At 72.5% G+C, this 12907-nt stretch carries 11 protein-coding genes and 1 pseudogene; 7 read left to right on the forward strand and 5 right to left on the reverse strand.

Translation table 11 applies throughout. From position 1 onward, the window contains the following. Positions 1–159: 159 nt before the first annotated feature. Together ABZ297_RS43440 and ABZ297_RS43445 are read left to right on the forward strand one after the other, a co-directional pair. Positions 160–1749, forward strand: coding sequence for a heparinase II/III family protein (locus ABZ297_RS43440; protein WP_355359287.1), 1590 nt, complete (start codon positions 160–162; stop codon positions 1747–1749). A 228-nt stretch (positions 1750–1977) separates the two neighbouring features. Then, positions 1978–2175 carry a hypothetical protein gene (locus tag ABZ297_RS43445; RefSeq protein WP_355359290.1) on the forward strand — a complete coding sequence of 66 codons (198 nt, stop codon included), beginning with the start codon at positions 1978–1980 and terminating at the stop codon, positions 2173–2175. A gap of 74 nt (positions 2176–2249) precedes the next feature. On the opposite strand, the gene corA is transcribed toward ABZ297_RS43445, so the two are convergent. From corA to ABZ297_RS43460, 3 genes are read right to left on the reverse strand one after another with little or no spacing between them, the layout of a single operon-like run. Then, positions 2250–3368 (reverse strand): magnesium/cobalt transporter CorA, encoded by a 1119-nt coding sequence (gene corA / locus ABZ297_RS43450; RefSeq protein ID WP_355359293.1) that lies wholly within the window; start codon positions 3366–3368, stop codon positions 2250–2252. Between the two features lie 16 nt (positions 3369–3384). Beyond that, on the reverse strand, positions 3385–3858 hold the full coding sequence (locus ABZ297_RS43455; protein WP_355359295.1) for a nuclear transport factor 2 family protein: 474 nt from the start codon (positions 3856–3858) through the stop codon (positions 3385–3387). 7 nt (positions 3859–3865) lie between these two features. Beyond that, on the reverse strand, positions 3866–4750 hold the full coding sequence (locus ABZ297_RS43460) for an amidohydrolase family protein (protein WP_355359299.1): 885 nt from the start codon (positions 4748–4750) through the stop codon (positions 3866–3868). 34 nt (positions 4751–4784) lie between these two features. Here ABZ297_RS43460 and ABZ297_RS43465 point away from each other — a divergent pair, with 34 nt between their 5' ends. Next, entirely contained in the window at positions 4785–5483 is a 699-nt protein-coding gene (locus ABZ297_RS43465) for a M50 family metallopeptidase (RefSeq protein ID WP_355359302.1), read from the forward strand. On the opposite strand, the gene ABZ297_RS43470 is transcribed toward ABZ297_RS43465, so the two are convergent. Next, positions 5480–6454: a winged helix DNA-binding domain-containing protein gene (locus ABZ297_RS43470; RefSeq protein ID WP_355359305.1), complete on the reverse strand. Its 975-nt coding sequence runs from the start codon at positions 6452–6454 to the stop codon at positions 5480–5482. The two genes, ABZ297_RS43465 and ABZ297_RS43470, sit on opposite strands and share 4 nt — an antisense overlap. 48 nt (positions 6455–6502) lie before the next feature. Beyond that, positions 6503–7087 carry a TetR/AcrR family transcriptional regulator gene (locus tag ABZ297_RS43475; RefSeq protein WP_355359308.1) on the reverse strand — a complete coding sequence of 195 codons (585 nt, stop codon included), beginning with the start codon at positions 7085–7087 and terminating at the stop codon, positions 6503–6505. Positions 7088–7198: 111 nt separating this feature from the next. Between ABZ297_RS43475 and ABZ297_RS43480 the strand changes: the two genes are divergently transcribed. From ABZ297_RS43480 to ABZ297_RS43495, 4 genes and pseudogenes are all read left to right on the forward strand, one after another. After that, positions 7199–8320: an FAD-dependent monooxygenase gene (locus ABZ297_RS43480; RefSeq protein WP_355359311.1), complete on the forward strand. Its 1122-nt coding sequence runs from the start codon at positions 7199–7201 to the stop codon at positions 8318–8320. A gap of 160 nt (positions 8321–8480) precedes the next feature. After that, a complete protein-coding gene (locus ABZ297_RS43485) occupies positions 8481–9680 on the forward strand; it encodes a hypothetical protein (protein WP_355359314.1) in 1200 nt (399 codons plus the stop codon). Continuing rightward, the gene (locus ABZ297_RS43490) at positions 9677–11224 is read left to right on the forward strand and encodes a hypothetical protein (protein ID WP_355359317.1); all 1548 of its coding nucleotides are present in this window, start codon (positions 9677–9679) and stop codon (positions 11222–11224) included. Before ABZ297_RS43485 ends, ABZ297_RS43490 begins: the two co-directional genes overlap by 4 nt. A gap of 118 nt (positions 11225–11342) precedes the next feature. Next, positions 11343–12907: pseudogene (locus ABZ297_RS43495) on the forward strand (chromosome partitioning protein ParA); the annotation flags it as partial.

The following is a 12907-nucleotide window of genomic DNA, read 5'->3' on the forward strand; positions in this document are numbered from 1 at the left end:
CGCGCTTCAACGCCTGCCGCCGCGCGGGTCCGGCCGCGCATGTCCGCAGATTCCACCGCGCGGTCCTGCCGCGCACGTCCTTTCCGCCGCGCGGGTCCTGCCGCGCACGCCCTTTCCGCCGCGCGCGGGTTTCGCGCGCCCGAAATCAGGAGCGACCTCGTGTTCTGGCGTGTCCGGAACGGCCGGGCGATCTGCCTCGCCGACCAGTTCCCCACCATCAACGTGCCGGAGGTGATGGAGGGGCGGGTGACGTTCGCCGGCCTGCCGCCGGTCGATCTCGGCACGGACGCGGACATCGACTGGCGGCAGAACCCGCACGGCAACCGCTCCTGGGCGCTCAACCTGCACGCGCTGCGCTGGGTGGGACGGCTGGTCGCCGAGTACGAGCGGTCGGGGCGGCGGGACCACCTCGATCGGGCCGCCGCGCTGGCCGACGACTGGCTGCGCGCGAACCCCCGACGCGGCCGGGACGTCAGCCCCTGGGCGTGGTCCGAGCACGCCGTGGCGCTGCGCGCGCCCGTCCTCGTCTGCCTCAGCGCGCACGTGCGCACCCCCCGCCTGTGGGACGGGCTCGCCGAGCACGGCGCGGTCCTCGCCGATCCCGCGCTCTACCGGGAGGGCCACAACCACGGGCTGGACCAGGACATCGCGTTGCTGGTGGTCGGCTGCCGGTTGGGCCGCGACAGGTGGCGGGACCTGGCGATCCGGCGGATGACCCGCTCGGCCGAGCTGGCCGTCGACGCACAAGGAGTGCTGCACGAGCAGGCCCCGAGGTACGGGCTGTACGTGCACCGGCGGCTGGGGGCTGCCCTGCGGGCGATCGAGGCGAGCGGCGCCGACGTACCCGCCTCGCTGGCCGCCCGGCGCGCCGCGCTCGAGACGTACGTCGTCCACGCCACCCAGCCCGACGGCCGCCTGGTGCCGATCGGTGACAGCCCCGCCGACACGCGGCCCACCGGCTTCCCGTCCGGCGACGGGCCCCTGGTGCGGGTGTTCGACGGCGGCTACGTCTTCGGCCGGAGCGCTTGGGGCGACGCGCGGTCCGCGTACTACTCGATCCGGTTCGGCCCCGGGCGGCGGTTGCACGGGCATGAGGACCACCTGGGCGTCACCTACTACGCGCACGGCCGTCCGATCCTGGTGGAGGCCGGGTTCCACTCCTACGAGAAGACGGCCTACCAGGAGTGGACCCGCTCGCCGGAGGCGCACAACGTCCCCGTCGTGACGGGCGCGGAGTTCCGGCCGGGCACGGCGACCCGGCTGGCCGGTTCCGCGATGGGAGCGTCGCGGCAGTCGTTCCGGCTGGCCGACGACGCCTACGGCGTCCGCCGGACCCGCGAGGTGCTGGTCAGCCACGGGGCCGACCTGATGGCGGTGCTGGACGAGGCGCCCGCCGGGCACACGATGCGCAGCCTGTGGCACTTCCACCCGTCCCTCCGGCTGGTGTCGCGGCGCGACGGCGTGCTGGTGCTCGGCGACGGCGACTGGCGGGTGAGCCTCCTGCAGCTGGCGGTCCCGCAGGCGCGGCCCGTCGCCGGTCAGACGGCGCGGCCCGGCCGGGTCTCGCCCGGGTACCTGCGCACGGAGGAGACGCTGACCGTGGAGTCCCCGGACGCGGCCCGCCTGCTCACCCTGATCGTGCCGGGCAGCGCGGACCCCGAGGTCTCGGCCGACGGCGACCTGGTCACCGTGCACACCCCCGGCGGCCCGGTCGCCCTGCGCGCGACGCGGCTGTGCCAGGCGCCGTAGACCTGTGGATCGTTCCCGAGGCGACACAGCGCCGACGCCCGATTCGTGATCCACTTCCGGCACGATCGCCGAAATGAAGAACATGATCATGGCCGTGGTGGCCGGTGGCGCCCTGCTGGTGACCGCCGCCCCCGCGCAGGCCGCGCCCCAGGACCCGGTTCGCGCGACGAAGGCCAAGCTGGTGCCGGGTCAGGGCGTCAGCTCCCGTTCCGGAACAACAAGACGGAGGTGTCGTACACGCTCACGATCGGCGCTTCCGGTCTCGTGAGCAGGGTGACCAGCTCGTACGCGGCGAACGGGGTGTTCAACGTCGAGGAGCTGGAGGGCAAGACGCTCTCCATCGACAGCCGCTTCACCGGGTGGGGCCGCAAGGTGTCCATCAAGGCTCCGGCCCCGGACAAGGTGACGTCCAAGCTGGAGGACTGACCCGGCTGGCTCCGCCGGTCAGCAGAATGCTTTCGCCGCGGCGACGAACTCGGAGCCGGACAGGATGACGTGCGTCAGAGCCAGTCGCGGCGTTTGAAGACCATGTAGAGGACGAGGCAGACGGCGGCCATCAGCATGATGGCGAACGGGTAGCCGAGCGCCCAGTGCGTCTCGGGCATGAAGTCGAAGTTCATCCCGTAGATGGTGCCGACCAGCGTCGGGGCGAACAGGATGGCCGCCCAGGCGGAGATCTTCTTGACCTCCTCCCCCTGCCGGATGCTGACCTCGGTCATCCTGGCCATCTCGGCGTTCTGCTGCTGGGTCACCATCGTCGAGTTGACCAGGAGGATGTCCTGGAGCAGCTGGCGGAAGGAGGCCACCCGCTCCAACACGGTGATCGCGTGGTCGGCCACGTCCCGCAGGTAGCTCTGCAGCTCGTCGTTGACGCCGTACTTGGCGGCCCCGGCGATGAACCCGTCGATCATCCGCACCAGCGGCGCGGTGGCCCGCTGGAACTCGATGACCTCGCCCGACAACTCGTAGACGCGGCGCGAGACCGTCGGGTCGCCGCCGAACACCTGGGCCTCGATCTCCTCGATGTCCTTCTGCAGCCCGGCCACGACGGGGGCGTACCCGTCGACCACGGCGTCGAGGATCGCGTACAGCACGGCCTGCGGGCCCTGCCGCAGCAGCTCGGGGTCGGACTCCATGCGCCTGCGCACGCTCTGCAGGTCGGGAGCCTCGGCGTGCCGCACGGTGATCACGAAGTCGGGGCCGACGAAGACGTGCAGCTCGCCGAAGGCGACCTCCTCGACGTCGTCGAGGTAGCGGGCGGCGCGCAGCACGACGAACAGCGTGTCGCCGTACCGGTCGGCCTTGGGACGCTGCGAGCCGACGATCGCGTCCTCGAGCGCCAGTTCGTGCAGCTCGAACTCCTCGGCTAGCTTGCCGAGCTCCCACTCCTTCGGCCGGTAGAGCCCGATCCAGGCCATGCTGCCCGGCGTCTGCTTGAGCCGTTCGAAGGCGTCGGCGAGCGAGCCCGGATTGTCGACGCGCTCGCCGTCCTGGTAGATCGCGTTGTCGATGACGGTCGGCTGGTACGGCGGCTCTTCGGGGGCGCGCGGGTCCATCGACAGTTCGGGCGCCTTCTCGCGAGAGCCGCCGTCGCGCCTGAAGCCCTTCATCCGTGCCATGCCACTCCGCCCTCCTCTATGCCCTGTGGAGGTTGTCCAGTTGCCGGGCCGCCCTGTCCCGGATCGTCTTGCGCCACATCGGGGTCCAGCCGAACAGCACGCCGTGGGGTCTGCCGAGCGCCCGCCTGGACCAGCGTTCGAAGTCGAAGTCGTCGCGGTGCCTGACGATCAGGCCGCCGTCGAACCTGAACAGCGCGTCGACCTCGTCGGCGACCTGGCGTCCGGTGCTGGAGAAGGTGTAGCGGGACGTGCAGTGGGCGGTGCCGGTGAAGTCGTCGGCTGTCACGTCACGGTACTCGGACCTGAGGCCCTCGCGCACCCCCAGCTGGAGCCGCCACATCGCCATCACCCGGTCGCGGCCCTCCACCTCCTGGAAGATGGGGTCGCCGAAGCTCACGTCCGGGTGGTAGCAGCGTTCCATCGCGGCGAAGTCCGCCCGGCCCAGGGCGTCGAAAAAGTCGTTGATGAGCGCTACGTGCCGTTCGTTCACTGGTCTATCAGATCATGGTCTGGCCGTTGCCCCAGCAGACGGCCCTCAACCAGTCGTCGCCCAGATCGAGCCGGTCGAGCGCGCGGAGCTGGTGTGCGTACGGGTAGGGGATGGTCGGGAAGTCGCTGCCGAGCACCACCTTCCCCGCGAGACCGAGATCAAGCAGGGCGGGTCGCAACATGTCGGGAAACGGCATTCGGGTCTGCGAGAAGTCGGTGAAGGCCATCGTGGTGTCGAGGGCGACGCGCTCGTACCGCTGGGCCAGCGCGAAGAACGGCTCGTACTCCGGCATGCCCAGGTGCGCGATCACCAGGCGCAGGCGGGGGTGCCTGCGCAGCACCTCACCGATCGGCTCGGGGCCGACACAGCCCCCGGGCACCGGCACCGAGCTGGCGTGGACGACGACCGGCACGCCGGAGTCGGCCAGCATGCCCCAGACGGCGTCGAGTTCCTCCAGCCGGGGGTCGAAACCGCCCACCTGAAGGTGCACCTTGAAGATCCTGGCTCCGTCGGTCAGCGCCTGCCGGACGTAGTCCACCACTCCAGGCTCGGGGTAGAAGGTCGCCGACGGGAGACATCCAGGTGTACGGCGGGCGAAGTCCAGGGTCCAGGCGTTGAGGTCGGCGGCCATGTCCGGCCGGTGCGCGTAGGCGAGGGCGGGGAAGGTCCGCACGCCCAGCTCGCGCAGCCGGGCCAGCCGCTCGTCGACCGGCCACTGGTACTCGATCTTCCAGCCGTCCCCCATCAGCGGCCCGCCGTGGTCGAAGTGGTGCCAGACCCGGCGCTCCATCCGCTCGGGCAGGAAGTGGACGTGCAGGTCGATCAGGCCCGGCAGCCCGAGCTCCGCCCACCAGCCGGGCGTGTCCGTATCAGAATCATGTTCTGTGAGCACAATCGTGACTTTACCTGGATAGGCTCATTGCTCGATGGACAAGCTGTGGGCCCACCTGATCAAGGTTCAGCCTGACCCCGACCCCTGGGTCGTGGTGGTCTCGGCACTCGTCGCGCTCGCGATCGTCTCCTTCGGCGTGACCTGGCATCTGTCCAGGGGGCTGATCACGATCGCCCACGAGGGCGGGCACGCGCTCATGGCGCTGCTCACCCGTCGCAAGCTGGAAGGCATCCGGCTGCACTCCGACACCTCCGGCGTGACCGTCACCAGGGGCAGGCCCACCGGCCCCGGCATGGTGCTCACCGCGCTCGCCGGGTACCTGGCGCCCTCGCTGCTCGGCCTGGCGGCGGCCTGGCTGACCGAGCAGGGCCGCATCACACTGCTCATCTGGACCGTCCTGCTGTTCCTGGTGTGCATGCTGCTGCTGATCCGCAACCTGTACGGGGCGCTGATCCTGCTGGCGACGGGCGGCGCCGTGTTCGCCCTGTCGATGTACGCGCCGAGCAAGATGCAGCAGGTCGTGGCGCTGGTGGCGGTCTGGTTCCTGCTGTTCGGCGGGGTCAGGCCGATCATCGAGTTGCAGCGCAAGCGGCGCAGGCGGCAGGCCCGCGACTCCGACGCCGACCAGCTCGCCAGGCTGACGTTCCTGCCCGGCGGCTTCTATGTGTTCTTCTTCCTGCTGGTCGCCGCCGCCTCGGTGGTCGGCGGGGCATACCTCATGAATCCCCTCTAAAGCTCTGGTTTCTCACTGGGAAGCGGCCGGCCGAGGAAGCGACGGACGTCCGCGATCTCGTCGTCCAGCAGCCCCGGGGGCAGGTCCCCGAAGGGGGTCACGGTGACGTCGCCGCCCCTGCGTGCCCACACGCCCGCCACCTGGCCATCGACCAGCAGAACGGGACGCAGGATGCCGCCGCCGGGGAACACCGCGCGGGCGTGCCCGGCGGGCACGATGGGGTCTCTGCTGCGCCAGCCGAGCAGGTACTCGTCGAACGCGGGCGCCAACCGCACCACGGAGCCGTCGGCGGCGGGGGCGCCGGGGTCGACGCTCAGCCGCCACCCGGCGCGGGCCTCCCCGAGGGAGAGGCCCGACCAGGCGGCCAGGTCCTCGGGGGTGGACGGCTGGTGCGCGCGCCGGTAGCGCAGGGCCAGCTCCGCCAGCGCGCGCTCCCTGTCGGGTTCGGGCCGCACGGGCGCGCCCAGCCAGTCGGCGGCGTGCACGTAGGTGGGCTTGCCCGCGCGAAGCGACCCGAGGACGGCCAGGCCGTGGAAGGCGGCCAGCGCGACCAGGTGGACGACGCCCTGCCCACGCGCCCTGCCCGCCAGCCGCTGCTCCAGCTCCGCCTTGGTGAGCGGGCCCTGACCGGCGAGGGCGCGGTCGATCAGCGGGAGCAGGTCGTCGCCGGTGACGCCTTCCTCGCGGAGGCGGCGCAGGGTGCTCGTCTCGCGCCGGGTGAGCGCGTGCATCCAGGGCAGGTCGTCGGCGTGGACGAAGTGCAACGTGCCGCGCGGCCCCCAGGTGCGGACGATCTCGCGCCCCCGCCAGGCGTCCTCGACGTCGGCGACGGTGAGGGTGGCGGAGCGGGCACGGAAGGCGAGGTGGGCGGCGGGCACGTCCTGCGCCTGCAGGGCGAGCAGGTGGCGGACGACCTCCCCCGCCCCGAGCCCCGGCGGGCGGTGCAGGAGCTGCGCCTCGACGCTTCTCATACCGGGATCATCCCAGAGGTGCGGCAGCGCCCGGCCCGCGTATCGGCCTCACCCGTCGAAGTGGGCGACGATCGCCCGCAGGCCGTCGAGCAGGTCGGCGCCGGACGGCGCGTACTCCGGGTCGTTGAGCCACTGCGTCATCGTCCCGAGCAGCAGCGCGAGGTGCACCGAGCCGACGGTGCGGACGTCGTGCTCGGCGATGCCGTCCTCGTCGCCGCCCGTGAGCTGGGCGGTCAGGCCGCGCCGGCCCTCACGCTGGCCCGCGACGAGCTGTTCGCGCAGCTGCGGTGAGTGCTCCGCCTGCACCATGGCTTCCAGGTTGGCCAGCCACAGCGTGCGACGCTCGGCGATGGAGCTGATCATCTGCGACCACAGCGCCTCGTAGCGCTGCGCCGGTGTCGCGTCGGGGTCGTGCGCGGCGGCCAGGGCCGCGCCGATCTCCTCGCCCCATTCGGCCATCGCCTCGAGCAGGGCCGCGTTGAGCAGTTCCTCTCGTGAGCCGAAGTGGTAGCCGATCGCCGCCATGCTGACTCCGCCGGCCGCCGCCGAGATGTCCCGGACGGTCGTGCGGGCCCAGCCCTTCTCCTCCAGGCAACGGCGGGCTCCGGCGAGCAGGTCCTCGCGATTTCCCATGGACGAGATCCTACTCGGTGCGTGATGCGTGCGTACGCCTAAGACACACGTATTGCGCATTTGCCCAATTTCTGCGTACGGTGGCACCGTTCACCGACGAGAGGACCTTCCATGCGGATCCTGATCTCCGGCGGCAGCGTCGCCGGCCCCGCCCTGGCCTACTGGCTGCACCGCTACGGCCATCAGCCGACGATCGTGGAGCGGGCGCCCGCCGTTCGCGACGGCGGCGCCGCGATCGACTTCCGGGGCTCGGCCCTGGACGTCCTGGACCGTATGGGGCTGCTCGCCGACATGCACCGGCATCAGACCCGGATGAGCGCGATGACGCTGGTCGACGACGGCGGCGCGGCCGTCGCCACGCTGCCCGCCGCGGCCATCTCCGGCGAGCTGGAGGTGCTCAAGGCGGACGTCACGCGGGTCCTGTACGAGGCGACCCGTGACACCACCGAGTACCTGTTCGACAACACCATCACCACGCTGGACCAGCACCCCGAGGGCGTGCGGGTCGGCTTCGAGCGCGGCGAGGCGCGCACGTTCGACCTGGTCGTCGGCGCCGACGGGCTGCACTCGACGGTGCGCAGGCTCGCCTTCGGCCCCGAGTCGCGGTACCTGCGCCACCTCGGCATCTACGGCGCGCTGTTCACCACCACCAACCTCCTCGGCCTCGACCACGCGGGCCTGATGTACAACACGCCCGGCCGCAGCGCGCTGGCGTTCAGCGCCCGCGGCAACAGCGAGCTGCGAGTCGGCCTGTCGTTCGTCGCCGAGGAGCTCGCGTACGACCGGCACGACCGGACGCAGCAGGAGGAGATCGTGGCCAAGCACTTCACCGACGCCGGCTGGGAGGTCCCCCGGCTGCTGGAGGCGATGCGCGCCGCCGACGACTTCTTCTTCGACTCCTCCAGCCAGGTGCTGATGGACAGCTGGTCCGCCGGCCGGGTCGCGCTGCTCGGCGACGCGGCGTACTGTGCCGCGCCCACCTCCGGACGCGGCACCTCCCAGGCCCTGATCGGCGCCTATGTGCTGGCCGGCGAGCTCGCCGAGTGCGCCGACCACACGACGGCGTTCGCCCGGTACGAGCAGCAGCTGCGTGACTACGTCGAACGCAACCAGCGGCACGGGCGGGCCGCGGCCCGCTGGTTCTTCCAGTCACCGACCGACGAGGCGGTCGACTCCCTCGCCGAGGTCGTCGACGACCACGTGCCGCTCAAGCAGTACCGGTCCGCATCCTGAGCAGCCGTCCCGATCAGCCGTCCCGATCAGCCGTCCTGATCAGCGCAGGCACAGGCGACGGCGGAGACATCACGAAAGCGCGCAGTCGCCCGTGCATGAGTACTCGCTGGTAGTCGCGTTGGTTCCAAGAGTGTCGGTGCGAAGCCGTACCTTAGTGCGCGTGCCAGAAGAGCCCCTGACCCTCGACGCCGCCCTTTCGGAGGAGGCGGTCCTGTCGACGTACCGCCGCATGTTCGCGGCGCTGGCCCGCGACAGCGGGGCGGTCGTCGACGATCCCGCCCTGGTCGACATCGCCGAGACCCTGTTCGCGGCGTTCGCGGAGGCGGGCGAGGAGTGGCTGACGCACGAGCAGATGCGCTTCGCCTGCCGCGCCCACCCCGCCGACCGGTTCGACAACCGGCTGCGGGTGCTCAAGGGGCTCGGCGCGATCCGCGAGGTGTTCCCCAAGCCCAACCAGCTCCGCTACCGCGCGTCGTTCACCAGCGTGGTCGGCCTGATGTTCATCAGGCGGATGATGGACGACGGCGGCCAGTCCGAGATGCACCGGCTGCTGGCGCTCGAAGACCTCAACGTCGCCGACCCGCGCACCACCATGGAGGAGGCCAGGGCCAGCGCCGTCAACCTGGCCCGCGCGTTCCGGCTGTGGGCGCTGGAGCTGATCACGCTCACCACCGGCACCATCGAGGAACTGCGCGAGCAGGCGCCCAAGCTGTGGGGCACGGAAGAGATCGCGCGCCGGGCGCAGAGCCTGCACGGCACGATCCTGACCCGCTGGCCCGACCTCGACCGCGTCTGCACCGACCTGCGGGCGGCCATCTACGCCTACAGCGACGCCTCCCGCCGGGCCGCGGGCCGGCTCGCCGATTCGGCGGGCACCACCCGCAACCTCACCCTGCTGCCCACCGAGACGTGGCGCACCTTCGCCCAGACGGCGTCCAGGGAGCGACTGGCGGCGGTGCTCGACGGCTTCGTCTTCGACGCTCCGGCGCCCTGGCACGACCCGGCGGCCATCGTCCGCGCGGTCGACGAGGCGCCGCGCCCGGCCCCCGCCCATCCCACTCCCCCGCGCTCCGCGCTGCCCGACCCCGGCCCTGAGGGGTCCCTCGACTCGTCGCCGACGGCCGCCGTCGAACGGCTGACCTCGATGGCCGAGTCGCTGCTTGGCGCGGAGTCCAGGGTGGCGCTGGCCGACGTGCTCGGCGCCGACTGGCCCTCGGCTCGCCGCCTGCTCGCCGACCTGACGACGATCGACCTGCGTCCCGAGCTTCCGTACCGCCTGACCTGGTCCGACACTCTCACGGTCGACCCGGCCCGCGAACCGGCCTGGCTCTCCCACGGCTACCTGGAGCGCACCCCATGACCGACCCGCTCCGCGCGGCGTCCCCCAGGCGCGCCGCGCCCCCGGCTGACGACGCCGTGGCGCACGTGCGCGCCCGCTCGGGCGGGCCGCTCAGGCTGGCCGCCGGAGCATCCGCGCCCGCCGGGATGGTCCGGCTGACGCGGCCCGACTCCACGGGGCAGGCCGTGCCGGTGTGGCCCGACGGGGTGACACCGTCGCTCCTGGAGGAGTACCAGGTGGCGGCGATCCCGGTGGAGCGGTCGGGCGAGACGCGGCGAGTCCTCGCCGCCTGCCTCAAGAGCTGCTGGGCCGACCTGTCGACCGACCCGTGGCCGGGCCGTCCCGCCCCCGTCGAGTTGGTCCTCGACACCTACCGGGCCCTGATCGGCCGCACCGACGACCTGATGCGCAACTGGGCGATCGGCGCGCTCCGGCGCCTGCACGACTCGGCCTGGATCGTCATGACCGACGGCCTGGTGACCCTCGGCCCGCGCTGCGCCCTGTGGCCCGTCGAATCGCACAACCAGCTGAAGGAGCTGGTCCGCCGCCTGCCGGAACCGCAACGGCCCGAGCTCACGGTGGTGGCCGACGCCGACATCGTCGCCGCCGCCCACCCCACTCCCACCCCGGTCTCCCCCACTGGGGCACCGGCCGACTCCCCCACACCAACGGCGACCGGGGGCGGCTCGCCTGCACCGGGAGCTGACGCGGATCCTTCGGCATCGCACGCGGCTGACGCGGATCCTTCGGCATCGCGCGCGGCTGACGCGGATCGTCCCGCGTCGCACGCGACTGGTGCCGACGGCCGGCCGTCGCGGGCGACCGACGCGGGCCGCCCGCCGAATTCGGCTACCCCGCCGGCCCCTCCCGGGCTCGGCGGGCGGGTTGAGGGTGGCACGCCGGAGTTCGACGATCTCCTGAGCGGCTACGACGAGCGGCGTCGCGCCGAGCTGGTCGCGGCGTTCATGGCGGTGGAGCACGCTGCCGAGCCGGTGCAAGAGGCTCGCTTCGGCGCTCTCCGCGATCCGGCGCTCCGCCACACTCTCGGCGAGATGCTGGCCAGGCGGGGGCGCACGCTCGTCCAGTACCGGGAACGCTGGACTTCGGGCTACGACGACGAGGTGGCGGCCCGTGCCCACGCCCCCCGAGGCGGCAGCGGCCCCGCCCTCCCTCTCACCGTCTCGCCGGCGTCCGAAGACGACCTCGGGGAGAGCGAGCGGGCCGTGCTCGCCCTGGTGCTCGTGCACTCCGTGGCGATTCCCCGAGCCGAAGGGTTGCTGCCCGAGGACACGTGGGTGTCGACGCACCCGACGCCGGTCGACGAGCTGCGCCGCCACACACAGGTGCCGATCGGAGAGCTGGAGTCGGCGCTGCGCGTGCTGCGCCATGCCGGGCTGGTCGCGCAGGTGAAGGCCGGGGAGGAGGCGGGCGGGTACGTGCCCGGCCCGCAGTTCCACCGGCTCACCCAGGCGGCGCGGCGGCGCCTGCAGGAGGAGCTGATCCTGGCGGCGGGCCCGCACACTCCGCTGGCCGCCGCCGTCCGAGCCCGAAGGTCGGCCGAGTGAACGCGGCCGGTGAGGGGCCCGGTGATGAACGCCGCAGACCGGGCTAGCACGGCCGGCGGGCGACCGGTGGTGAGCGTGACGAAAGATCGAAGGGCTACGGGGGGCAGAGGTGTCGCAGGTGGAGAACGTCGTCGGAGACCGGGTGCTGATCGCTGTGCAGGCGGTCAACATCTCACGGCTCTCGACCCATCCGGTGCCGACCGTCCCGGGCACGCTCATCGTCGTCGCCGGCGCCGGGCCGAAGGACTCCAACGGCGCCGGTAAGTCGTCCTTCATCGCGTCGATCACCGCGTTGCTCGGCGACGAGCAGTGGCGGTTCGCGTCGGGCGCCAAGGCGGTCTCGGAGCTGCTGTTCAACGCCGAGCTGGCCAGCGGCGCGGGCGGCCGCCAGTGGGCCAGCGCCGACCACGGCTACATCGTGGGCGTCTTCGGCCCCGCCGGCGCCCACCACGACATCGAAGCACCGCCGGCCCTGGCCGCCGCGGCCACCCTGACCAACGACGGCGCCCCCACCGCGACAGGCGTCCCCGCCTCCGGTGTCTCCAGCGTCGCCGTCCTCACAGCCGAGGACGGCGGCGAGCTCTTCGACGTGCCCGACACATCGGGCGGGGCTGTCACCGTGTGGCTCAAGGTGAACCAGGAAGCGCCGCACCTGGAGATCCGGTGGCGGGCCGGAGTGCATCTGGCGTCCGCCTCGTCCGAGGCCGAGCGGGTGGCGCGGGCGGACGAGATCTGGGCGTCGCTGCCGAAGTCCGCCGGGCGACGGGACGTCGTGGCTCGCGACCTGACCAAGGTGCTGTACGGCGACCGGGTCCGGTGCGTGTCGTTCCTGTCGACGTCGGTCCGGAGCAAGGTGGCCACGAACCTGCTCTCCCAGCCGCTCAACGAGATCTCGCCCGAGCGGGTCTTCGAGGCGATCGCCGCTCTGACGGGGCTCGACGCCGAGCTGGAGCAGGAGCGGGAGGCCCGGCGCGACGAGCACGCCAAGCGGGTCCGCGCCGCCCAGGCGGGTGACCGGCTGGCGGAGTTCGAGGCGGAGTCGAGGGCGCTGCTGGCCACGTTCGACCGGCGCGACCAGGCCAGGGTCCGGCTGGCGGACGCGTTGCGGTGCTGGCGCGGAAGGCAGGCGCGCAAGCTGGCCGACGCCGCCGACAGGGACGAGCAGCTCGCCGCCGAGCTGGAACAGCACCAGGCGGCGGGCGAGACGGCGACGGAGGCGATCGCCACGGTCAAGGCGGAGATCGCCACGCTGAAGGACGACACGCTGGGCCGCCGGGTCGCGGAGGCCCGCAAGGAGCTGACCGTGCTCCAGGCGAGGGCGGCGAAGCTGGAGGCCGACCGGGCGGTGGCGGAGAACTCGGCCGACGAGCTGCGCGCGGGGATCCCGGCGCTGGAGGAGACGCGCCGCTTCGCTGACGGCCGCGACGTCCCCACGGCGGAGCGGGAGCTCCGCGACGTGCGGCTCCGGCTCAACGAGGCGCTGAAGGCGCTCGGGGTGGCGGATCGCGAGGTGGCCTCGGCCCAGTCCGCGCTCGACGACGCCGAGGGCGGCCCCGCCGCGGCCCAGCTCAACGCGCTGGCCGGCGCGGGCATCGCCGCGACGGGTCTCCTGGACGCCCTCGACGTGGCCGAACAGGCCCGCGACCACGCCCGCACCACCCCGGCGACCACGCCCGGCGGGCC

The sequence above is a fragment of the Nonomuraea sp. NPDC005983 genome (assembly GCF_040614375.1).
Taxonomy (GTDB): Bacteria; Actinomycetota; Actinomycetes; order Streptosporangiales; family Streptosporangiaceae; genus Nonomuraea.